Origin of the sequence: Falsiroseomonas sp., assembly GCF_051859025.1 — a bacterium.
In the GTDB taxonomy this organism is placed as follows: domain Bacteria; phylum Pseudomonadota; class Alphaproteobacteria; order Acetobacterales; family Acetobacteraceae; genus Falsiroseomonas.
Genome location: NZ_JBHYGL010000004.1, coordinates 88664 through 110501 on the forward strand (window position 1 = coordinate 88664; position 21838 = coordinate 110501).

Below are 21838 nucleotides of genomic sequence, written 5' to 3' on the forward strand. Positions count from 1 at the left end.
GCAGCTAGCTGACCAGTGATGAGTAGCGCCTGCAGGCCCGCGGCCGAACCAGCAGCCATATCGGCCGCCTTTTTTTCTGCGCAGCGCAACGAACACGCTCACGCTATGAAATGCGTGATGGACGCTATTCGCTTTCGTCTGGAATCGACAGGAAAATAGACCCAGTAGGCTCGCTGCCTGGTGCCCAATCGCTAGGCCACTCTGCCAGACTCCAGCCGCGAGAACGGCTGTTCTTGAGGGCTGGCGACCGGGAAAGAAAGCCAGACAGGTTAGCTACGGGATTGGTCCCGCCAACGACAATGCCAATGTCTGATAGATGATCAAGCAGCTCGCGCGTTGCGACAGCTTTGCCAGCGTGACGAATGATCTGGATGGTCGCCTCCACAGCGCGGGATGCGATACCGCCGCTTGACTTCCGCGGTCTGTTGAACGGCAGAGGCGCGTCAACGGCGAGAGGAACATTGCGAGGCGACCCAACCTCGCCGTATCGCTGCGCCATCTCTATGTAGGCCTTGAGTTTCGCTACTTCTTCGTCCACGGCGAGTAGCCGCTTTCTCAGGCGATCAGCCTCTCCGGAAAGCTGGTTCAGATCCGATTTCGCGCGATCAACGGACATCGAAACCTCCTGGGGCTCGACGGTAGATACGCAAAATGCGTAACGTACGCAACGAGAGCGTTGCAGATCGCGCCATTATGTGCGATGGGCTGTGCGTGAACTAGTGCGGTGACGTCCGATTCGGTGGGTACCAGCCACCGCTCGGACGTCACTTACTAGTCTCTGGCGCGAAGGGCTGACCCGTTTGCCTGCACCCCCGGTTGCCAGAGCGGAGAGGCTCGATTCACGGAGAATCAAACCGCGGCGCGGAGATTTTCGTGCATTTGGCCTATTCGGTCAAGGGGTGTGTCAGTTTGGAGGGCACGCTTTTGGTGCACGTCAGGGCCTACAGTAGGTTCCGATTTGGCCAAGTCGAGTTCGTAAGGGCGCACCTGCGCAGCTATCCTCGCGGGTAACGCTCATCGGGTCATCATCCGTACCTCAACCTTCGGGTTCTGATTGGATGAAAAACCCCTTAGGTGCACTGATGGAGGGGCGGCCGAGAGGCCGCCCCTTTTTTTGCGGCGCCGTGGCCTTGGTATGGGCAGAACCGGCGTGGTGATCCTGTTCGGTTTGCGGCAGGCGTCACGTTTTGTGACGCATTTTGCGCGAGCGGTTTACGTGAATGTTCTTATCTTGTTCTTTTTGGTGGCTCTTGGTCTTCGCGTTCGACGACTAATGTGCTGAAATTACTCGCTTCTTGGCAGGTGTTGATGCTTCGGTGATAGCGGTCGATGTTCGGTGAGCCTCTGAGGCTAGGGCGCTAAGCTGGCGTTCCGGCGGCTAGCGGCGAAGCAACGGCTGTCCCAGTTAGACACGAGACCGAGGTCTTTTCCTGCGCTCGGGCAGTCCAGCGGCGGGATGCCGTTCAGCGGTTGCGCTCATCGATGGTGGCGAGGAAGGCGAGGTCTTCCTCGGGCAGGTCGGCGAGGTTGCCGGCGAAGCGAGTCTTTCGCAGCAGGTCCTGGTCGTCCTTGAAGGACATCACGACAACCTGAGGGATGTTGTGGTGCGTCACGGCGACGGGTTCGGCGCCGGGGGCGAGGACGCTTTCGCGGATGGCGCTGAAGTTCCGCGCGGCCTCGGCGGAGGAGACGGACCGCATGGCGGCTCCTTTCTTGCGCAACTCGTCACGCGAGATGTTGCGAAAGACTGCGCGGGGTCAAGGGAAACCAATACCTGGGTTGCAAGGGCCCGCTGGCCCTTGCTGGGGGAGTTTGAGGGGGCGAAGCCCTCTCATGCTGTCGTGGGCTGGGGTTGGCGGAGGTTGCGCGATCCCCCACCCCGACCCTCCCCCGCAAGCGCGGGGGAGGGAGCTTCCGGTAGCGGGGGCTGGTTGTGTTCTCTACGGCGCGGCCAGCAGCAGGCGGTTGAGGGGTTCGAGGGCGGTGATGAGGGCGGCGCGGTCGCGGGTGATCTGGTCGGCGGGGGCGGGGATGCTGGCGCAGATGGTGCCCCAGGGGGTGCGGCCGTCGATGCGGGAGAGGAAGGCGGCGGCCAGGCGGGGGAGGGGGATCTGGACGCGCAGGCTGTCGAAGGTGACGGGGAGGAGGAGGTCGGGGCGGAGCGCGCGGGCCATGGCGGGGCCGTCGAGTTCGCGGAGGACGGGGATGGCGGCGTCGTTGGACCAGTCGGCTTTCGGGGCTTCGTCGCGGGTCAGGTAGGCGATGTGGATGCCCATGTTGCCGCAGAGGGCCTCGGCCAGGGCGGCGCGGGCCATGGGGTCGAGGGTCGCGGTGCGGGCGCGGAGTTTCGGGTCGGTCAGCCAGGTGTCCGGGTTGTAGCGCAGGGGTTCCACCAGGCAGGCGATGCGGAGGCCGGCGCCGGCGACGAGTTTCCCGAGTTCGGGGATGGTGTAGGCGCGGTCCCGGGGGTTGAGCAGCAGGTCGTAGAAGCCGGAATCGCCGCCCTTGATGTGGTCGTCGATCCAGGGGTTGCGGCGCAGCCAGGCGGTTTCGGGGAGTTGCTTCCAGACGCGCTTGCCGGTCTCGACCCGGGAAGAAGGGGGTTCGTCGGTGGGGGCGAGGAGGCGGAGTGCGTCCTGCAACATGTAGACGCCGGTACGGCCGTGGGGGGCGTAGACCATGATGCCGATGCCACCGCCGGGGGCGAGGACGGAGGCGAGGGCGGCCAGGCCTTCGTCGGGGTTGGGCAGGTGGTGCAGGACGCCGCAGCAATCGATGTAGTCGAAGGGTCCGAGGCCTGAGGTGGGGAGGTCCAGCAGGGAGCCTTCCTCGAAGGTGATGTTGGCCAGGCCGCGGGCGGCGGCGCGGGCTTGGGCGACGCGCTTTGCCTCGGCGGAGCGGTCGAGCCAGGTGACGCGGCCGGGGCGGTTCAGGGTGGCCATCTGCTGGGCGAGCATGATGGTGCCGTCGCCGGAGCCGCCGCCGGCCATGAGGGCGTTGAGGGGCGTGGAGGCGGGGCGGCTTGCGCCGAAGATCCAGTGGTCGATCTCGCGCAGGTGTGAGGGGCTGCCGATGATGAGGCGCTTCGCTTCCTCCCGCGGGTCGCGGGCGGGGTAGGGGAAGGCCTCGTACTGGGCGGCGAGCTGGGCGTCGGTGGTGTCGCGAGGGGGCATGGGGTTGTGCATAGAAGGCTTGCGCGGAACGGGGAAGAAGCGGGGTTTGCGCGGTTGCCGGGGGGCGGGGGCGGACGTATCTAGGGGCATGCTCCGCACAGCCCTGATCCTCGCCACGCTGGCCGTGCCGCTGGCTGCCGTCGCGCAGCAGCGGGCCACCACGCCGGCCCAGCCGCAGCGCCTCGGCACCCATCAATCCTGGATTGCGGCGACGCATCAGGAGAACGGGCAGAAGGTCTGCTATGCCTTTGCCCGGGCGTCCCGGAGCGAGAACGGGCCGGCGAACCGGCAGACGGTGACGCTGACCATCACGCATCGCGCGGGGGGGCGGGACCAGGTGGCGATCTCGGTCGGGTATCCGTATCCGCGGCAGGGGGAGGCGGTGCTGACCGTGGGGACCACGGAGTTCCGCAGCTACGGCGTGGTGCAGTCCAGCGCCTTCTTCCAGAACGGGCAGTCGCTGGTGAGCGCGTTCCGCAATGGGCGGGATGCGGTGGTGCGGAGTCCGGGGCCTCCGGGCAGGCCGACGGTGACGGATACGTTTCCGCTGGCGGGGTTTTCCGCGGCGTATGAGGCGATCAACCGGGAATGCCCGGCGAATCCGGCGGCAAGGCGGTGAGCGCGGAGCTTTCGAGCGCGGAGCGGGATCGGATCCTGGCGAAGTCGGCGCTGTTCTCGCCGCCGCCGGCGACCTTGGCGGATGGGCGAAGGGATTTGGTGGGGCTGAGCCGGGAGGAGTTGGCGGCCGAGATGGTCGCCATCGGCGAGAAGCCGTTCCGGGCGAAGCAGTTGTGGCACTGGATGTATCACCAGGGCGTCACGGATTTCTCGCGCATGCCGACGATCGCGAAGCCGATGCAGGCCAGGCTGGCGGAACGCTTCGTGGTGGGGCGGCCGGATGTGGCCACCGAGCAGACGAGCACGGACGGGACCCGCAAATGGCTGTTCCGGTGGCGGGACGGGCAGGAGGTGGAGACCGTCTACATCCCCTCGCCGGATGAGGATCGGGGGGCGGTCTGCATCTCGACGCAGGTGGGGTGCACGCTGTCCTGCACCTTCTGCCATACGGGGACGCAGAAGCTGGTGCGGAACCTGGGGGCTGCCGAGATCGTGGGGCAGTTCATGGCCGCGCGGGACAGCTATGGCGAATGGCCGAGCCCGAAGGACGGGACGGCGCGGCACCTGTCGAACATCGTCGTGATGGGGATGGGGGAGCCACTCTATAATTACGAGAACACCGCCAAGGCGCTGCGGATCGTGATGGACCATGAGGGGATCGCGCTGTCGCGCCGGCGGATCACGCTGAGCACGTCCGGCGTGGTGCCGATGATGGACCGGTGCGGGGCGGAGCTGAATGTGAATCTGGCGGTGTCTCTGCATGCCGTGACGAATGAGTTGCGGAACGAGATCGTGCCGCTGAATCGGAAGTATCCGATCGAGGAGCTGATGGCGGCGTGCCGGCGGTATCCGGGGGCGTCGAATGCTCGGCGCATTACGTTCGAGTACGTGATGCTGCGGGGGGTGAATGACAGCCCGGCGGAGGCGCGGGAATTCGTGCGGCTGCTGAAGGGGCTGCCGGCGAAGGTGAACCTCATTCCGTTCAATCCCTGGCCGGGCAGCCCGTACAAGACATCCACGCCGGAAGCGGTGCGGGCCTTTGCGGCTGTCATGGAGGAGGGGGGGTATTCCAGCCCGGTGCGGCGGCCGCGCGGGCGGGACATCCTGGCGGCCTGCGGGCAGCTGAAGACGGCGAGCGAGCGGGCGCGCAAGGCATCGGCCAAGGTGGACGCTGCGTGACAGTGCCGGGGGGCGGGCGGCGGTGAATCCGCCCGTCTGGCTGATGGCGACCGCGGCCTTCACGGTGGGCTGCGGGATGCGGATGATCGAGCCGCTGCTGCCCATGATGGCGCAGGATTTCGGCACGGGGCTGGGCGGCGTGGCGCCGCTGATCGGCGGGTTCGCGCTGGCCTATGGGGTCGGGCAGTTCGCGATCGGGCCGCTGGGCGACCGGTTCGGGAAGATCCGGGTCGTGGCGATCTCCCTGGCCATCTATGCGGGGATGCTGGTGGGGGCGGGGCTGGCGGAGGGGCTGTCCACGCTGCTGCTGTTCCGCGTGCTGATGGGGCTGGCGGCGGCGGCGATCGTGCCGCTGTTCATGGCGCATATCGGGGACAGCGTGCCCTACGGCCAGCGCCAGGCGGTGCTGGGGAAATTCCTCAACGGGATGGTGCTGTCGCAGCTGCTGGCGGGGCCGCTCTCGGGCATCGTCGGTGAGTATGCGGGGTGGCGCTGGGCGTTCCTGGGGCTTGGGATCGTCGCCGTGCTCATCACGGCTTTCTTCATCGCCAGGCTGGGGGCGCCGCTGTGGCGGGCACCGGCGGAGAGCGGGCGGGGCGCGGGGCTTGCGGGGTTCCTCAAGCTGCTGCGGAAGAAGGCGGGGCGGCGGCTGATGATCGGCACGGCGCTGGATGGGCTGCTGATGTTCGGGGGCGCGTTTCCGTTCCTCGCCAGCCTGCTGATCGAGCGATTCGGGATGAGCGCCGCGGAGGCGGGGCTGGTGGTGGCGAGCTTCGGGATCGGGTCTCTCACCTACACGCAATCCGCGGGGTGGCTGCTGGCCAGGCTCGGCGAGCGGGGGATGGTGATGGTGGGGGGGATCGGCGTCGCGCTGGCGCTGGTGGTCTTCGCGCTGTCGCCGTGGTGGTGGGCGGTGGCGGTGGCGCAGGCCTGCGTCGGCCTGCTGTTCTTCATGCTGCACGGGTCGCTGCAGGCGCGGGCGACGGAGGCTCTGCCGGAAGCGCGGGGCACGGCGGTGGCGGGCTTCGCGATGGCGCTGTTCCTCGGCCAGTCCGTGGGGTCCGTCATCTTCGGGACGATGATCGTCTGGGCGGGATTTTCCTTCAGTATGCTGGTGGCAGCAATCGGGCTGGCGGCGCTGACGCTGTGGCTGCGGGGCGTGGTGCTGCGGCCGGCGTGATGGCGCTGGCTTTCGGGCATCGGCTTTTGGCAGGCTGAGGGCCTCGACCAGGAGGGTTGGCCCGATGTGCGATGCCTGCGTGATGGGGGTTGTGTCCCGGCGGCTCGGCCGGCGGGGGGTGATGGCGGCGGTGGCGGCGGGGGTGGCGGCGATGGGGCTGTCCGCCAACCCGGCGGGGGCGCAGGCGGTGCGGAGCGCGCCGGTGAGCCGGGTGGTGGATTTGACCCACACGCTGCATCCGGCTTTTCCGACCTTCGGCGGGACGCCGGCGATCGAGATCGAGCCGGTGCTGTCCTTCGCGCGCGATGGCTACAACATCAACAAGCTGACCTACACGGAGCATGTCGGCACGCATTTCGACGCGCCGATCCATTTCAGCGCGGCGGGGGCGACGGTGGATGCGCTGCCGGTGGCGTCGCTCGTCTGCCCGCTATTCGTGCTGGACGTGACGGCGAAGGCCGCGGCCGACCCGGACTACCAGGCGACGCCGGAGGATCTGGCTGCCCTTGAGGCCTCGGCCGGGCGGCTGCCGGCGGGGGCGTGCCTGGCGCTGCGATCCGGCTGGGACGCGCATGTGGCGGGGCCGATGTTCCGCAACGCAGGCGCGGGCGGCGCGATGCGGTTCCCGGGCTTCCGGCCGGATCTGGTGCCGCTGCTGCTGGAACGCGGCGTGGCGGGGGTGGCGGTGGATACGCTGTCGCTGGACCATGGCGGGTCCTCGACCTTTGCGTTCCATACGGGGTGGCTCGGCGCGGGGCGCTGGGGGGTGGAGTGCGTGGCGGGGCTTCGGGAGGTGCCGGTGAGCGGGGCGACGCTGGTGGCGGGGGCGCCGAAGATCGCGGGCGGGACCGGGGGGCCGGGGCGGGTTGTGGCGCTGGTGTGAGGGGTGTGAGCACGGGAACCTGGACTGAAGCGCGGCCTGTCAAGGACCAACGCGATAGCGTCGATACCGGCTCATCCAGAAGCCCCTCAGTAGATCCAGCCAGCAACGGCCTCAGAGATCCGCAAACGGGTCTGCCGGACTCGCCAAGCGGTGGAGGCGCTGGGCGGTTGGCTGCGTTTCATCGGAATCATCCCTGATATCGAGGTAGACGTTCGGAAATGCCTTGTGAAACATCGATTTCCACGTTCTGAACTTTCGCACATCATGCCGCGCGTCCTCAGGAATATATACAATCAAGCGTTCGGCAGAAGATTCTTCAACGATCCGCAATTCTTGCCAGAAATTATTGGTGAAGTGCTTCATTTCCGAAAGGACCGGCAACGGATCCTGCGGGTGGCTCATGGGTACGAAAACGACGCGACGCAGGCCGCACAGTTCAGTAATGAGTTTTGTCATCACCCCCCTTGCCATCGCGATACTCATGGCGGCTGGCCTGACCCGAACCACGGCGCAGGAATTTGACGCGCCATTAATGACTTGGCTGATGCCGGGCGGTTGTCGCTTTTCCCACAATCCAGGCAGCAGCAGTTCGATGGCGCGCTGGACGAAGACCCGGCCGATCATCGTGCCCTCAAGTGCCCGGACGCCGTCCTGCGTGCTCCCCTTGATGACATTCAAGAGATGCAGTTCGGCCACGGGCTCTGGCGCCCTGCCAGCCGATCGGACGGCATCGAGCGGGCGTTCATGATCCTTCTGCCACTCCGGGTATCTCGGGTTAAGTTGCTGGTACAGAGCGCGGCTAATGAGCGCTTTGTGAGGGGATTGGCGCACGAGGATCGGATCGTCCTTGTGCTCGAAAAGTACGCCGGCGTTGGGGCCGCTCGGCACGACGTCATGGATGCGGGCTATGAGGACAGAACTTGGGTGCGCGCTTACCGCGCCCAGACCGTGCAGCAGGGCCAATATCTGTTCCGCCAATCCGTCGCTTGGCTGCGCGGCAAAATTCTCGATGGCGGCATCGTCGATATGAAGCTCGCTCCAGCCACGCGCCTTGTCCGCATAACTCTCGTTCAGTTCCACGAAGCGCCTGCAGAGTCGGCGCGCGAACAAGGTGCGTGCCTGCCTGCGAATTTCCAAATCGGCGCTCAACTCCTTGTCCGCGATAGCCATTGCTTGGAAGGCGAGCCGCGCCGCTTCGGGTGACTTCTCTCCGAGTGTCTGGATCATACCGACCAAACTACCGACAATCGTTGGATTGCGATCAAGTATTGGCTCGATGATCCGTAAGTTGGTAGTGTGTGTCTGCAAGTCCGCTTCCGGCAAAATGTTCCAGAAGGTGTCGAGCAGGTAATTGGCTGTCTTGCGGTAAGGCTCGAGATTGTCGGCGCCATGCCGCCAAAGCGCAGAACAACTGTGAAGCAGCAGCGGCAAGCCTGCTTTCTGTTGTCCGCTGCCGATAAGCTCGCGCGCCAGCTTAACCTCTTGGATTGCGAATGAACGCGCTCTTTCGGCCGATGTGAAAGCCCTGCCGCCCAGAATTTTGCCCAGCGTTTGCTTAAACTCGCGGAATTCGCTGCCGTTTTTGAGAGCCTCGCCAATAGTCTGCAACAGACCGGTATCGGTACTGCTTCTGACGGCCTCGCTGGCGACCGGCCGGTCGGTGGAGGCTTGCGTAATCATACGCGCATGCAACGCCGCATGGCATGCAGCACCGATGCTATCGCCCGGCGCCGGTTCTCGTCCGAACACCTGGTGAAAGATTTCGGTGAGCGCTGCCTGGCGCCGCGGCCCAAGGCGATCGGCCGTCGTCAGGGCCTCCACGAAAAACTTTTCCGTACCCGTAAGTCGGGCAGCCAACAGGTCCGGCAATTCTTTCAGGATAGGGATAGCTGCTGAATCCTGCATTCCGTCCAGTTTTGTAATCGCTTCGAGGACGAGGCGAAGCGCCTCCTCGTGTCTGGCGTGAAGCGGAACCCCCATCTCTTTTCGCTTGCGCAGAATGCGCAGGACAATCCTGGCCGCAGCACCGATCTGGGCTGACGAAACTACGCCTGCATCAAAGTCGGGTCTATCGGACGAGGAGCGCGCTTCAGCGCGCGTTTGTTCGGCAAAATTTAGCGTGTCCGCCAGCGCACGGTCCAAAGACGAGTAAAAGTTACCTGAGCTCGGGATCTGTTCGGCTTTCCGTTTCAACGCGAGACGGATGAGGGCCCGCGTCCATAGCTCCAGTCCCTCAATACTGAGTGGCGCAGCTTTTCTGACCAATTCGAGGAGTGCAAACGTCTCTTTCAGATCGTTCCTCGGAATTTCGGCGCCGCCCGGCGGATAGAGCAAATGCCGCGCACGCGCGGTCTGCGCCGCAGGATCGGCAGCGGTTGCAGCGCCTGTACCGGATAGGCTGCCAAACAGTCTGCTCGCCGCTGCAAAGTGGAGATTGGCCCGTTCAACCTTCGAGAGTTTCCCGAATTCGTGCGAGAGATGGCTGGCGGCTGATGCTGCAAATAGCCGAAGTTCCGAACTCGCCGATGTCCCTTCCAGCGCCTTGACCAGTCGCGTGACAGCACGTTCAAGCACCTCAAGGTATTCGCTTCGTCGATGCAGGCGAAGCATCGAATTCTTGGTACCCAAGGGCAAGGCACGTTGGGCAGCAACTTTAGCCACCAACAGTGCCTCATATTCGGCGCTGATTTGTGGTAGCAGAGCCGCACCGTGCGGGCCGGCGATCAAGGGGTCGACGCACTTCCTGGTCGTTGCGACCAGGTCGATAGCTTGCTCGGGGTCGGTCCCGCTCCATCGCTCTGCCAACAGGGTGCAGGCCAGGCGAGCGCACACCAGAAGCGCGGAAAGCAACTGCGGCGCTTGCGCGAATGCCTCTTCCTGCTCGATGCATGTCTTGAGCGTCTTGATGACGTCAAGCGTGAGACGAATAGCGTCGATCTTAGCTCCGCGGGCAGCAATCTGTCGCGCGACTTCGGCCGCTTGGGTAGCCAACTCGCCGATAAGAGCGCGCTCTTCGTCGCTGTACATCGCCGCGCTGTCATCCGGCGGCTGGGCCAACAGCGTGGCTTCCTGCAGGAGCCGCGCAGCCGCGAAGACGCTATGTTCGCGCGCGGCGCGATGGATGAGATTAGCGAGGACCGTCGCTTTGACAGAGGCAAAGCCGTCTCGCCACCCGTCCCACTCTCGCATGCCGTGATCAAGCAGATGTTGGCGGAAGGTATCGTGGAAATGGAAGCGCTTGTCTTGAATCCCAGAGGCGCTCGTCTCCGCCAGGATCATCGCTTTCGCCTCCCCTGACACTATCAGCCCAAGTTCTGTCGCAAGGGACGTCAACATCACCTCGTCAAACTGGGTCAGCGTGGCCAGCGCTGCCAGAAGTTTCCGCTCGTCTTCACTGTAGCCAAGCAACTGCTCAGTGTAGACGGCGCCAAGGGTCTTCGGAATTTGCTCCGGGGCGGGCAGACGTCCGTTGCGATCCGTTTGAGCGAGCACCCAAGCGCATTTACCGGCGATTAGAAGGGGCTCGCGGGGGCCGTTTAGGATCTCGCTGACGAGTGGCTCATCTCTAACTCCCCAATTCGTGAGCAGTCCGCGGGCCTCAATTTCTTTCATTTGGCCTATGATGAGAGTCCGCTTCTCGAAGCGGATCGGTTCCCCGTCCCTTTCTTCTTCGCGGAGTGCTGTATGCAAGGCGGGTACTGCTCGTCCGAGGAGCACGAGCATGATGCCTCGTGCCTCCATCGCGATGTCCGTCAGCCAGCGGTGCGGCGCGTCAGCAAGACCATGCCGGGAAGCCGCAACGAGGCTGTCAGCGTTATCGATCACCAGCACTACCGGGCATTGCAACTCGTTTTGCGCGGCCAGAGTGATTAAGTTGAGATCAGCAGCAAAGAGGCGGCAAATTTCGCGGCGCAACTGCCGGTCGTCCATCTGCGCAAGGCCGTCCAATTCCGGATATTCTTTCAGGAGAGGAGCGTCCTTCATATGCTCCAGTACCTCCTGGGCGACCTTCCCCGCACCGCCGACTGGGAGGCCGGGGGCGAGCAATATCATGCTGGCTACACCCAGGGCGACGTCGGTCATTGCGGTGGCGGCCGCTATGGCTTTATCAGTGCGATATGCGGATTGCAGCTGCCGCACTTCCCACGGATCCGCACGCTGCCAATATATGCGTATGGCGTAAGCCAGGCGTCTGAAAGATCTTTCCTTACGCTGATTCCACGCACCGAAGCCTTGATTCAGAAAGGATGATTTTTGATCCAGGCATTCTTGCAGGCCGTGTGCCAAGTGCAGAAGCTGATCCGGGAAACGGCCATATTCTCGCAAATCGATTTGAGCGACTGCAATCCGGCGGTCTGTGCCGGTGGCCAGCTTGTCGGTCAGCGCGCTGGCGAACCAACTTTTGCCTGACCCTGCTGCCCCTAGGACTTCGAGGGTCACGCAACTGTCTGGTTTCAGCTTGCTGACGATGCTGAGAGCTTCGTCCAGTTCCCGCCCGCGCGAAACGCAAAAGCTCTTATCAAATGCGCGCCGAATTCCCAAGCCCATGGAGGACCGCGTGTCAGGAGGTCGCCGCTCGCCTTGTGCCACTTGCCGTCTTCTCCAGTCCCGTGAGGACGATACGGGCAGTCAACGGAGCGTTTCAATGTCGCAATTTAAACGCTATCGTCGCAGGACTCCTCCTCCCCCTGCTCTGAACCGCTTGCGGGCTTCAAGTCAGGTTCCGTCGTCGCTGCCTTACCCCCGTCCCGCCGAGAGAACCCCTCGCACTGCATTCACCACCCCCGGCACGCCAATCGCCTGCATCGCGCCGTCCCACGCTTCCGCCAGTGCGATGACGGTTTCCGTCCCTGCCACAACCGGCAGGCCGTAGGCGGCGTCGAGGATTTCGGCGGATCGGCCCGCCGCCATCACCACCAGCGCGATGCCAACGGCCAAGGTGACGCCGCCTGCCGTGCGCGTGGCGCTGTGGGGGGAGAAGTCGTCCGGTGCGCCGCGGGGGGCGGGGGTATCGGTGGTGTGGAGCCAGGGTTGGCGCATCGTTTCCTCGGTCAGCTCCAAAGCCTCGCGGTCCAGGGTCCCGCTGGACCCTGGCGGGGGGTCAGGGGGGCGGCGCCCCCCTGCTTCTGCGAAACAACAACCATCAGAACTGGAAATAGATGAACGGCGCCACGCCTTCCGGCGCCGCCAGCAGGATCCCCAGCAGAGCCGCGCCGAAGACCAGGCCGAGCAGCGCCGGGTGGAGTGGTGCGAGAAGCGCTTCACTGCGCTGGCGCAGGTCGGCGGGCAGGAAGTGCAGGCCGAGGCCCAGCGCCACGAAGGCGAGCAGGCGCCAGGTCCAGGCTTCGCTCGGCATTTCCAGATCCACCAGCCCGGCGGCCATGGTGCCGACGGTGGCGAGGTCCGGGGCGCGGAACAGCACGAAGGCGGCGACGACGATGTGGAAGGTGATGGTCCAGCGCAGGATGCGGCCGCCCCAGCCTGACGGCACGGCGCGCAGGCCGAGGGCGCGTTCGATGACGAGGGCGGCGCCGTGCAGCGCGCCCCAGGCGACGAAGGTCCAGGCGGCGCCGTGCCAGATGCCGCCGAGCACCATGGTGAGCATCAGGTTGCGGGCGGTGCGGCCCTCGGTCCCGCGGCTGCCGCCGAGCGGCTTGTAGAGGTAGTCGCGCAGCCAGGTGGAGAGGGAGATGTGCCAGCGGCGCCAGAACTCGGAGAGGGAGAGGGCGCGGAAGGGCTGGTCGAAGTTCTTCGGGAAATGGTAGCCGAGCAGCGCGGCCAGGCCGATCGCGATGTCGGAATAGCCGGAGAAGTCGCACCAGATCTGGATGGTGTAGCCATAGGCCGCCAGCGCGATGTCGAGCGCGCCGTAGGAGGCGGGATCGCGGAAGACGGGGTCGACGATCCCCGTCGCGATCTCATTCGCCAGCACCATCTTCTTGAAGAGGCCGCCGAGGATGAGGAGGCCGCCCATGGCGAGGGGCACGCGCCAGCGATCGGGCAGGGCGGCGACCTGCGGCAGGAAGTGGGCGGCGCGGACGATGGGGCCGGCGGCGAGGTGCGGGAAGAAGCAGAGGTAGACGAGGACGTTCAGCGGCGAGCGTTCGGCCGCCACGTCGCCGCGGCGGACATCGACCATGTAGGAGATGACCTGGAAGCAGTAGAAGCTGATGCCGACGGGCAGCAGGATCTCCGGCGCCGGCAAAGGCGGGAAGCCCAGGGAGACGGCAAGCGGCGTTGCCTCCCGCAGCAGGAACCCCGTGTATTTGAAGTAGGCGAGCCAGCCGAGCGTGCCGCCGACGCCGAGGATGAGCCAGTTCTCATCCTCGCGCACCTTGAGGCCGATGGCCCAGGCGAAGAGGCCGATGGCGAGGAGCGCCGCGCAGAAGGGGATGCTCCAGAAGCCGTAGAAGGCCAGGCTGGCGAGCAGCAGGAAGGGGCGGGTGAGGGCGGGCGCGAAGCGCACCAGCAGCCAGTGCGTCGCGAAGACCACGGCGAAGAACAGGGCGAAGATGCCCGTGGGGAAGAGCATGGTGGCTGGTCAGGCTCCGCTGGTGTTGGGGCCGGTGATGCCGGCGCCGCGCAGGATGGCGGCGTGCAGGCGATCGGCCGTCAGGCGGTAGCCATCGGGCGTGAAGTGGACGAGGTCCCGCTGCATGAGCGGCGGGGAGGCGGCGGCGAGGGCGGGGAGGCGGCAGGCATCGCGCGTGACCTCCGCCGACCAGTCGAAGAAGCCGGCGCGGGTCTGTTCCACCGCGCGGCGCTGCGCGGCCTTGACGGTGACGAGCGAGGGGAGGGGCGTGACGCCGGCGCAGCCTGTCGCGGGGCGGGCGGGCTGGCCCGGGCGGCGCGCGGGCGGGCGCACCGGGCGGCCGGCATCGGGGGCGCCCATCAGCATGATGCCGCTGCGGGGCAGGGCTGTTCGCAGGGCGCGGATGCGGCGTGACAGGGCGGCGGCATAGGCATCGGCGTCGAGGTCGCGGTCCGTCGCCTCGTTGGTTCCGTATTCCAGGATGACCAGCGCCGGCGGCGTCAGGGCGAGTTCGCGGGCGAGGATGGAGGGGTCCCGGTTGTCGAGGGTGGCGAGAGTGGCGCCGTTGATGCCGAAGGCCTCCACCAGCACGCCGCGGCCGCGGCGATCGATGCCCCAGCCCAGCAGGTCGATGGGCCCGTCGCCGACGAGTTCCAGCGCCATCTCCTTCGTGCCGGGGGAGACGTCGTAGCGCATCTGCCGCAGGTCGGGGGCGGGGGTGGCGGTGGCGTGGGCGGTATCGGGCGTGCCGGCGGCGCGCAGGCGGAAACTGCCGGAGGCGGCGTGGGTGGCGAGCGTCAGGCTGATGCGGTCGAAGCCGCGGGGATCGGTGGTGCGGAGCGTCAGCGTATCCCCGGCGCGGGCGCCGGTCAGGCGGTAGCCGGTCAGGCCGAAGGGGCCGGGGCTGGAGGAGCGGAGCGCGTTGCGGGCCTCCCATTCGCCGTTCTGGGCGATGAAGAGGCCGGCGGGGTTCCAGAATCGCTGGGCGCGGGCGGGGGGCAGGCGGCCCTGGCCGATGGCGCCGTAGCGGGACTGGAACAAGTCGCGCAGGCGTTCGGAGAGGATGGGGCCGGCGGCATGGCTGTCGCCGAGGATGAGGACCAGGGCACGGCCCTCGGCCCCGGCTTCGAGGGCGCGGAGGGCATGGCCGAGGGGGGCGAGGGGATCGGGGCCGGCGGCGGGGGGGAGGATGGATTCGAAGGCGGGGTCGGGGGGCAAGGCGAGGCCCTCCGCCCAGCGCGCGGCCTCGGCCGGGGTGGCGGGGCGGTCCGTCGTTTCGCGGCCGCAGGCGGCCAGCAGCGCGCCGAGGCCGAATGTCGTCATCAGGCGCCGTCGGGCGAACATTGAGGCTGGCTGGTCCTTACCCATTAACCCCCTGCATGATATAGCCGATTCACGCCACACGCGAATTCGGAGTGCCTGCATGCGGGCTGAATGGTGCCGAAAGGACCGGACACGGCGAAGCAGCCTTCTGGGCGCCGCCGCCGGCCTGTTCTCACTTTCCGTGCCGCGTCTCACGCAGGCGGCCACGCCCCCGGCGCCGGAGGCGACGGCCCCGGCTGGTGGGGCGCTGGAACGCCATACGCCGCCGCGGGTGGATTTGCTGTTCTGCGGGGACAGCCTGGCGCAGGGGATGTTCCTGTCGCTCCAGCCCGCGATGCGGCGGCGGGAGACGCTGCGCATCATCAACGGCACGCTGCACGCCACCGGGGTGACGCGCGGCGACGAATATGACTGGACCGCCGTGTCGCGGGACCTGGTGGAGCGGCACCGGCCGCATCTGGTGGTGTTCTGGATTGGCGCGAACGACTTCCGCCCGATGGTGCTGCGGTCCCGGCGTGCGCGCTATCCCTTCGGCACAGCCGCCTTCGCGGAGCTCTACGGCCAGCGGGTGGCGGAGATGGCGGGCAATGCCGTGCAGGGGGGCGCGCGGGCCGTGTGGCTCGGCCTGCCCAACATGCGGGAGAGCCAGTTCGCCGGCGCGGCGCGGCAGTTGAACGCGATCCAGCAGGCGGCGGCGGAAGGGGCGGGGGCGGTGTTCCTGCCGACCTGGGACGCCACCAGCGACGCGCAGGGCCGCTACATGCCGGCGGTGGCGCTGGAACGGTCCGTCCAGGCGATGCGGGCGGAGGATGGGGTGCACTTCACCCATTTCGGCTACCGCCGCATCGCCAGCCTGCTGTTCGACGCCGCCGGCCAGCGATTCCCCGAACTCGCCCCCTGCCTGGGGCGCGTCGGCGAGGCCTGACGCGCGCTTGCCGGCCACAGGCACGCGACCCATCATTGCCGCTGCGGCATGAGGGAGCGAGGGCGATGATCCGGCGGCGGAGCCTGGGGATGATGGCGGCCAGCCTGCCGATGGCGGCGCTGGCGCAGGGCGCGGCACGGCCGGTGCGCATCCTGGTGCCCTTCCCCGGCGGCGGCACCATGGACCTGGTCGCGCGGCTCTTCGCGCCGGTGATGGGGCCGATGCTCGGCGCGCCGATCGTCATCGACAACCGGCCGGGCGGCGGCACGGTGATCGCGACGCAGGAAGCCGCACGGGCGGCGCCGGATGGCACGACGCTGCTGATGGCCTCCAACTCCTTCACCATCAACCCCTTCATCCAGCGCAACCTGCCCTATGACGGGGAACGGGATTTCGCGCCGCTCGCCCATGTGGCGGTGCTGCCGCACATGCTGGTGGTGCATCCCTCGCTCGGCGTGCGGGACCTGGCGGCGCTGGTAGCGGCCTCACGCAGCCGGCCGGGGGGCCTCAGCTATGCCAGCTACGGGACGGGGACGTCGAACCACCTCAGCACGGAATTGCTGAAGGCGCGGACCGGGGGCGACTTCACCCATGTGCCCTATCGCGGGGCGGGCCAGTGGCTGCCGGACCTGCTGGAGGGTCGGGTGCAGATGGTGCTCGGCATCCTGCCCGACGTGGTGCCGCCGGTGCGGGAGGGGCGGCTGGTGCCGATCGCGCTGGCGCATGGGCAGCGGCTGGCGGCGGCGCCCGGCGTGGCGACCTTCGCGGAACTCGGCATGGCGGATTTCGCCTCCAATTCCTGGTTCGGCTTCCTCACCAATGCGGCGGTGCCGGAGGCGCAGCGGGCGCGGCTGGAGGAGGCGGTGCGGGCGCCGCTGGCGCAGCCCGCCATCCGGACCCGCTTCGAGGAGTTGTGGATCGAGCCTACGGGCCAGGGTGCGGCCGAATTCGGCGCCTTCCTGCGCGCCGAACGCACGCAATACGCGGAGGCCGTGCGCCTGGCCGGGCTGCAGCCGCAATAGGGCGCGCGGGGACGGGACGGGACAGGGGCGGGATGACCATGCGGGCATTCATCGGGGCGGCTTTCCTGTGCGGCCTGGCGGCCCTGCCCGCCGCGGGCCAGCCTCGCCCCGAACAGCCGCCGCAGGAGGCGCTGGCGGCGCCTGGCCGCCCCGGCTGGATGGTGGATGCCCGGCAGGGCTGCTGGCTGTGGAACGCTGCCCCGCGGGACGGCGAGGCGGCCAGCTGGTTCGGCGCCTGTCCCGCCGGCCCGGCGGAGGGGCCCGGCAGCGCCGAGTTCCGCGCCCCGGCGGACGGCGCCGGCCCGGCGATCCGCTATATCGGCGCGATGGGGAACGGCCGGCCGGACGGCATGGGCCAGGCCCGCGGCGCGGCGGGCGATGGCTATGCCGGCGAATGGCGCGCCGGGCTGCCGCATGGCTTCGGCATCCTGATCGCGGCCAATGGCGACCATTTCGAGGGCGCCTGGCAGGAAGGCCGCCGCGCCGGCCCGGGCACCCAGATCTTCGCCAATGGCGACCGCTTCGAGGGCGCCTGGCAGGATGACCGGCCGCATGGCTATGGCCGCGCGGTGCTGGGGGGCGTCGAGCATGTCGGCCTCTGGACCGCGGGCTGCCTGCGCGACCAGGCCGGCGCCACCGTCGCGCTGGGGCGCGCCGCATGTCCGTAGCGACCGGGCAGGACGCGGCTTTCTGGGAGGAACTGCGCGCCTGGCGCCAGGATTTCCACGCCCATCCCGAAATGGGGTTCGAGGAACACCGCACCAGCCGCCTGGTGGCGGAACGGCTGCGCGGCTTCGGCATCGCGGATGTGGTGGAGGGCGTCGGCGGCACCGGCGTGGTCGCGACGCTGCGGCGGGGCAGCGGCAATCGCTGCATCGCGCTGCGCGCCGACATGGACGCGCTGCGCATCCCGGAGGATTCGGCGCTGCCCTACCGGTCCCGCAACCCCGGCGTGATGCATGCCTGCGGCCATGACGGGCACACGACCATGCTGCTGGGCGCGGCGCGCATCCTGGCGGCGGAAGGCGGCTTCGATGGCACGCTGCGCTTCATCTTCCAGCCCGCGGAGGAATGGGGGAAGGGCGCGCTGGCGATGCTGGCGGACGGGCTGATGGCGCGCTTCCCCTTCGACGAGATCCACGGCCTGCACAACCAGCCCGGCCTGCCGGTCGGCGCCTTCCGCACCCGCGCCGGCGCGGTGATGTCGGCGGAGGACAATTTCGAGATCCTGCTGCGCGGCCTGGGCGGCCATGCATCCCGCCCGCAGGAGGGGCGGGAGGTGCTGGTCGCGGCCTGCGCGCTGGTGCTGAACCTGCAGACCATCGTCGCCCGCCGCCTGGCCCCGACCGAGACGGCGGTGGTGTCCGTCACCGAACTCCTCACCGACGGCACGCGCAACGCCCTGCCCGGCACGGCGCGCATCCTGGGCGATGCGCGGAGCTTCGACCCGGCGGTGAGCGCCGCGATCGAGGCGGAGATGCGCCGCATCGCCGCCGGCACCGCCGCCACCTACGGGCTGGAATGCAGTGTTGCCTACACGCGGGAATTCATCCCCACCATCAACGACCCCGCCGCCACCTGCGCGGCGCTGGCTTCGGCGCGCCAGGTGTTCGGCGATGCGCAGGTGGCGGAGGCCGCGGCGCCGCATACGGCATCCGAGGATTTCGCGCGCTTCCTGGCGCAGGTGCCAGGGTGCTTCGCCTTCATCGGCAATGGCGAAGCGTCCCGCCCGCTGCACAACCCCGGCTACGACTTCAACGACGATGCGCTGCCGGATGGCACGCGCTTCCTGGTGCGGATCGCGCGGGACCGGCTGGCGGCGGGGCGCGAGGGGGGCTGAGGGGGGGCTGGCGGAGGAGGTGCGACTCGGTACAGGCGGTGTCTAGCCTGGAGGCTTGGAGAGCGGCGCCCAGGTGAGGGGTGTGCCAGCGTTGCCCTTGAACCCCGTTCGCATTTCCGAAGATTTTACCGGAAACCGTTGAGGGCACCCCATGCCCGCGAAGTCCACACCCAAGCCGCCATCCGCCCTCGTCGAGCATCGCCGCCGCCAGCGCTCCCGCGGCCTGCAGCGCGTTGAGGTGCGGGCGCGCGGTGAGGATGCGCTTCTTGACCTGCTTTACCTTCTTGTTCCGCGGCGCCGCCAGCAGCTTCGCCGTTCTCAGAGACTGTTTGAGAACACTGGCGGGTCGGTTTCGCTGGGATTTTCCGCGCTGGGTGCGTCTCCGGACTGGCCGATGCAACCAGCATCGGCTGCGCCCGGCTCCTGCCCAGCACGAAAAATCCCTCGCGAACCCTCAGCCGCCAGCATTCTCAAACGGTCTCTCAGGCAGGAGATTCACATGCCAGCCTGTTAGAATCTCCAAGCCACCTCTCTGGGTGCCGGACCCGGCGGGCTCATTCTTGCGCCCATCACCGGCGCGATCCGGATCCGCCGCTACAATTCGATTCCCCGGCGCCAGGCCAATCGTCCCGCAAACCTTCCTCGATCTCGTGCCGGGTAACCGGCGCAACCAACTCGCCACGCTTCGCCGCGCTCTAGATGCGGCCTAGTCGCCCATCCCAGCTTGCCGGGACGAAATGGGCATGTCCCGCCATCGCATAGGGAGTGACCTCCAGCACTTTCAGGCCCGCCTCCGTCAGCACGAAGTCCACCCGCAGCTGCGTGAATCCGGTCGAGAGCGTCTCGGCGGCGTCAACCACGCACGTGCGGTCCGCCTCATCGAGGGCGACATCGCCCACCGGCGAGATGGTCGTCATCGGCACCGCCGTGCCTGCCCGATCATACCAGCGTTCCCGGCGCAGCTGCGTGCCCTTCTCACCGCGGATCACACGCAGCAGGGCCACGTGCCCGGCGAAGGCATAGACCTCGATCTCGACCAGCGGCCCACCATCCGGGCCGCGCAGCATGGGCTCGGCCAGCAGGCGGCGAGGGATGCCGCGATAGCCCCATTCGAGCGAGGCGTCGTAATGGTCCGCAGCGAGCCAGCGGCGCGCCTTCGCCGCCAGGGCGGGCGAGTCGCGTTCGGCCGGGCCGCGCACCAGCGCGACCTTGCCGGATCCGTGGTTAGATTTCAGCACGAAGCGCTCCGGCAACGCGCGCCAGTCCACCGCCTCCGCGTCGTCCCAGGTGCCGAGCAGCGGCAGCACTAGCGCTGACCCAAGGGTGCGGCCGACGACCTGGCGCATCGCCAGCTTGTCGCAAAAGGCTGGGAAGCGCGGGTCGCGATCCTGCAAGATGCGGGCCAGCATGTGGTCATTGAAGCTGACCGGCGGGTCCAGCCTTGGCGGACGCCCGTTCGACTTGACGAAGCGCCGCGTGAGTTCCGCCTTGACCAGCTGCGGGCCGAGCACGGGCAGGTCCCGCCCGAGCGCCAGCGCGCGGTGGGTTGCGCCTCGCGGCAGCATGACGCGCAGCAGCGGCAGGCGCCGCCCGAGCCAGCGCAGCGGCTCCGTCGCGCGCCAGGGGAGCGAGCGGCGCAGCACCGTGGCCTCCGCCTCGCGCTCTTCCAGCCGGTGCAGCCGGGCGACGAGCGGCATCAGGCTGGTGGCGGCATTGCGCGGCCCGGCATCGCGCGCGCGACCCGGCGTCTCCGGCCAGCGGTGGAAGGTCGAACGGCGGTTGTCGAGCGGCAGGACATAGGGGATCAGCCCGGCCGCGCGGATCGCAAGGTTCACCGAAAGCTGGTCACGGCGGGAATAGCGCAGCACATGCGCGGCCCACGCCTCGCCAAAACGCCGCACCTCCGGCCGGTGGTGCTGGCGCAGCAGGATCGCGGTCCACCAGACCGGCTCCTCGAGCAGTTCGGGGTGTGCGATCGTGTAGTGGTTCAGTTGCTCGAAGATCCGCGCGCTGTCGTCGAGGCTGAGCCGTGCGACGGCGACGAATTCGTCAAGCAGGGTCGCCCGACCGGTGTGGCGCGGCAGGCAGAGGCCAGCTCGGGTGTCGCGAGCAGCCCATAGCGCCTCGGGCGGTTGCTCCAGGATGACGCTGTTGTCGATGTAGGTCGACGCTTCGAACTCCGGCAGGTACAGGTGCGGCCGAATCTTCAGGTCTCGCTGGCTTCGCACCGGGTCCATCCAGAAGGTCGGCTGGATGACACGACATTCCCAGGTGTCGCTGCGCAGGCCGGGATCGTCGGTGAGGCAGATGAAGCGCAGCCCCGACTGGCGCGCCATCGGCTGTTCGTTTAACCGCTCGTAGCCGCCCGTAAGCGCGGTGTAGACGCAGAGCCCGCCGGCGGACATACCGTTTTACAATCCCGCTCTACTTGCTTCTATTGAAACGATAGGGCTTTCAACAAGTCATAAGTGCCCGACTGCCTGCCATCAGAGAGTTGTTGAATTCTGTGTGCATTTTCGACAGCCTCTGTCGCCACAAGGGACAGCACGCTCGCCGTGCCATCCGTCAGGCCAGCGCACACCTGCTGTTCCTGCCGCCCTACAGCCCCGACCTGAACCCGGCCGAACAGCTTTTTGCCAAGCCCAAGCACCTGATGCGCGCAGCGGAGCAGCGAACTGTCGAGACCACTTGGCGCAAGGCCGGCGCCATCCTCGACCTCGTCAGCCCAGCCGAATGCGCCCTCTACGTCGTCAACTCAGTGACCGTTTGAGAATGCTGGCGGCTGAGGGTTCGCGAGGGATTTTTCGTCCCTGGCAGGAGCCGTGTGCGGCCGATGCTGGTTGCATCGGCAAGTCTGGCGACGCACCAGGGGCGGAAGAGCCCAGCGAAACCGACCCGCCAGTGTTCTCAAACGGTCACTGACAGAATTGGCCTTCGGAGAGCGATTTTCCGCCGTCGCCGCGCCGGGCCAGTCAACAGGTCCGCCCCAAAAACCCCAGGAAACCTGCCACTCAGCGCGGCGCTCGGTCTGGCGGAGAGCACGGATCGTAGGGGAACTGGCGGAGAGGGTGCGACCGGTTACAAACGGTCCCTCGCAGGTTTTCGCGCGGCTTCGATGGTGTCCCGAGGGGATGCGCGAGCCAGAGCGAAAGGCATCGTAGCG

The 21838-nt window shown here is 67.5% G+C and carries 17 protein-coding genes; 9 read left to right on the top strand and 8 right to left on the bottom strand.

The genetic code is table 11. The features are described 5' to 3' along the window. Window positions 1-124: 124 nt before the first annotated feature. The 3 genes from ACTIE5_RS07295 to ACTIE5_RS07305 all read right to left on the bottom strand — a co-directional run bounded on the left by ACTIE5_RS07295 (window position 125) and on the right by ACTIE5_RS07305 (window position 3173). Window positions 125-616, bottom strand: a complete 492-nt coding sequence (locus ACTIE5_RS07295) for a hypothetical protein (protein WP_439549031.1) — start codon at window positions 614-616, stop codon at window positions 125-127. 847 nt (window positions 617-1463) lie between these two features. Continuing rightward, on the bottom strand, window positions 1464-1700 hold the full coding sequence (locus ACTIE5_RS07300; protein ID WP_439549032.1) for a type II toxin-antitoxin system Phd/YefM family antitoxin: 237 nt from the start codon (window positions 1698-1700) through the stop codon (window positions 1464-1466). Window positions 1701-1940: 240 nt separating this feature from the next. After that, window positions 1941-3173 carry a class I SAM-dependent methyltransferase gene (locus tag ACTIE5_RS07305; RefSeq protein WP_439549033.1) on the bottom strand — a complete coding sequence of 411 codons (1233 nt, stop codon included), beginning with the start codon at window positions 3171-3173 and terminating at the stop codon, window positions 1941-1943. An 88-nt stretch (window positions 3174-3261) separates the two neighbouring features. Between ACTIE5_RS07305 and ACTIE5_RS07310 the strand changes: the two genes are divergently transcribed. The 4 genes from ACTIE5_RS07310 to ACTIE5_RS07325 all read left to right on the top strand — a co-directional run bounded on the left by ACTIE5_RS07310 (window position 3262) and on the right by ACTIE5_RS07325 (window position 7033). Further along, window positions 3262-3792: an invasion associated locus B family protein gene (locus ACTIE5_RS07310; protein ID WP_439549034.1), complete on the top strand. Its 531-nt coding sequence runs from the start codon at window positions 3262-3264 to the stop codon at window positions 3790-3792. Then, window positions 3762-4970, top strand: a complete 1209-nt coding sequence (gene rlmN, locus ACTIE5_RS07315; protein WP_439549035.1) for a 23S rRNA (adenine(2503)-C(2))-methyltransferase RlmN — start codon at window positions 3762-3764, stop codon at window positions 4968-4970. The genes ACTIE5_RS07310 and rlmN overlap by 31 nt, the downstream gene beginning before the upstream one ends. A gap of 22 nt (window positions 4971-4992) precedes the next feature. Continuing rightward, complete coding sequence (locus tag ACTIE5_RS07320) at window positions 4993-6150, top strand: MFS transporter (RefSeq protein WP_439549036.1); 1158 nt, start codon at window positions 4993-4995, stop codon at window positions 6148-6150. Between the two features lie 64 nt (window positions 6151-6214). Continuing rightward, window positions 6215-7033 carry a cyclase family protein gene (locus tag ACTIE5_RS07325; RefSeq protein ID WP_439549037.1) on the top strand — a complete coding sequence of 273 codons (819 nt, stop codon included), beginning with the start codon at window positions 6215-6217 and terminating at the stop codon, window positions 7031-7033. Between the two features lie 111 nt (window positions 7034-7144). Here the strand turns inward: ACTIE5_RS07325 and ACTIE5_RS07330 are convergent, their stop codons facing one another. From ACTIE5_RS07330 to ACTIE5_RS07345, 4 genes are all read right to left on the bottom strand, one after another. Further along, window positions 7145-11623 (bottom strand): hypothetical protein, encoded by a 4479-nt coding sequence (locus ACTIE5_RS07330; RefSeq protein WP_439549038.1) that lies wholly within the window; start codon window positions 11621-11623, stop codon window positions 7145-7147. A gap of 147 nt (window positions 11624-11770) precedes the next feature. Continuing rightward, window positions 11771-12073 carry a hypothetical protein gene (locus ACTIE5_RS07335; protein WP_439549039.1) on the bottom strand — a complete coding sequence of 101 codons (303 nt, stop codon included), beginning with the start codon at window positions 12071-12073 and terminating at the stop codon, window positions 11771-11773. Between the two features lie 103 nt (window positions 12074-12176). Then, window positions 12177-13565: an MBOAT family O-acyltransferase gene (locus tag ACTIE5_RS07340; protein WP_439549040.1), complete on the bottom strand. Its 1389-nt coding sequence runs from the start codon at window positions 13563-13565 to the stop codon at window positions 12177-12179. 9 nt (window positions 13566-13574) lie between these two features. Next, complete coding sequence (locus ACTIE5_RS07345; protein ID WP_439549041.1) at window positions 13575-14888, bottom strand: GDSL-type esterase/lipase family protein; 1314 nt, start codon at window positions 14886-14888, stop codon at window positions 13575-13577. A gap of 181 nt (window positions 14889-15069) precedes the next feature. On the opposite strand from ACTIE5_RS07345, the gene ACTIE5_RS07350 reads away from it, so the two are divergent. From ACTIE5_RS07350 to ACTIE5_RS07365, 4 genes are all read left to right on the top strand, one after another. Then, window positions 15070-15813, top strand: a complete 744-nt coding sequence (locus tag ACTIE5_RS07350; RefSeq protein WP_439549042.1) for a DUF459 domain-containing protein — start codon at window positions 15070-15072, stop codon at window positions 15811-15813. A gap of 65 nt (window positions 15814-15878) precedes the next feature. Beyond that, the gene (locus tag ACTIE5_RS07355) at window positions 15879-16835 is read left to right on the top strand and encodes a Bug family tripartite tricarboxylate transporter substrate binding protein (RefSeq protein ID WP_439549043.1); all 957 of its coding nucleotides are present in this window, start codon (window positions 15879-15881) and stop codon (window positions 16833-16835) included. A gap of 32 nt (window positions 16836-16867) precedes the next feature. Beyond that, entirely contained in the window at window positions 16868-17503 is a 636-nt protein-coding gene (locus ACTIE5_RS07360; RefSeq protein ID WP_439549044.1) for a hypothetical protein, read from the top strand. Then, window positions 17494-18675 (top strand): amidohydrolase, encoded by a 1182-nt coding sequence (locus ACTIE5_RS07365; protein ID WP_439549045.1) that lies wholly within the window; start codon window positions 17494-17496, stop codon window positions 18673-18675. The genes ACTIE5_RS07360 and ACTIE5_RS07365 overlap by 10 nt, the downstream gene beginning before the upstream one ends. Window positions 18676-19370: 695 nt before the next feature. On the opposite strand, the gene ACTIE5_RS07370 is transcribed toward ACTIE5_RS07365, so the two are convergent. Beyond that, window positions 19371-21080 (bottom strand): ATP-grasp fold amidoligase family protein, encoded by a 1710-nt coding sequence (locus tag ACTIE5_RS07370; protein ID WP_439549046.1) that lies wholly within the window; start codon window positions 21078-21080, stop codon window positions 19371-19373. An 80-nt stretch (window positions 21081-21160) separates the two neighbouring features. Here ACTIE5_RS07370 and ACTIE5_RS07375 point away from each other — a divergent pair, with 80 nt between their 5' ends. Further along, a complete protein-coding gene (locus tag ACTIE5_RS07375; RefSeq protein WP_439549098.1) occupies window positions 21161-21445 on the top strand; it encodes a transposase in 285 nt (94 codons plus the stop codon). Window positions 21446-21838 lie beyond the last annotated feature (393 nt).

Excerpts from the sequence above, each read along its gene's own strand:
- rlmN (WP_439549035.1), top strand. The coding sequence starts at position 3,762 with ATGCCCGGCGAATCCGGCGGCAAGGCGGTGAGCGCGGAGCTTTCGAGC.
- ACTIE5_RS07300 (WP_439549032.1), bottom strand. The coding sequence starts at position 1,700 with ATGCGGTCCGTCTCCTCCGCCGAGGCCGCGCGGAACTTCAGCGCCATC.
- ACTIE5_RS07365 (WP_439549045.1), top strand. The coding sequence starts at position 17,494 with ATGTCCGTAGCGACCGGGCAGGACGCGGCTTTCTGGGAGGAACTGCGC.
- ACTIE5_RS07355 (WP_439549043.1), top strand. The coding sequence starts at position 15,879 with ATGATCCGGCGGCGGAGCCTGGGGATGATGGCGGCCAGCCTGCCGATG.
- ACTIE5_RS07370 (WP_439549046.1), bottom strand. The coding sequence starts at position 21,080 with ATGTCCGCCGGCGGGCTCTGCGTCTACACCGCGCTTACGGGCGGCTAC.
- ACTIE5_RS07335 (WP_439549039.1), bottom strand. The coding sequence starts at position 12,073 with ATGCGCCAACCCTGGCTCCACACCACCGATACCCCCGCCCCCCGCGGC.
- ACTIE5_RS07325 (WP_439549037.1), top strand. The coding sequence starts at position 6,215 with ATGTGCGATGCCTGCGTGATGGGGGTTGTGTCCCGGCGGCTCGGCCGG.
- ACTIE5_RS07305 (WP_439549033.1), bottom strand. The coding sequence starts at position 3,173 with ATGCCCCCTCGCGACACCACCGACGCCCAGCTCGCCGCCCAGTACGAG.
- ACTIE5_RS07340 (WP_439549040.1), bottom strand. The coding sequence starts at position 13,565 with ATGCTCTTCCCCACGGGCATCTTCGCCCTGTTCTTCGCCGTGGTCTTC.
- ACTIE5_RS07360 (WP_439549044.1), top strand. The coding sequence starts at position 16,868 with ATGACCATGCGGGCATTCATCGGGGCGGCTTTCCTGTGCGGCCTGGCG.
- ACTIE5_RS07345 (WP_439549041.1), bottom strand. The coding sequence starts at position 14,888 with ATGACGACATTCGGCCTCGGCGCGCTGCTGGCCGCCTGCGGCCGCGAA.
- ACTIE5_RS07310 (WP_439549034.1), top strand. The coding sequence starts at position 3,262 with ATGCTCCGCACAGCCCTGATCCTCGCCACGCTGGCCGTGCCGCTGGCT.
- ACTIE5_RS07295 (WP_439549031.1), bottom strand. The coding sequence starts at position 616 with ATGTCCGTTGATCGCGCGAAATCGGATCTGAACCAGCTTTCCGGAGAG.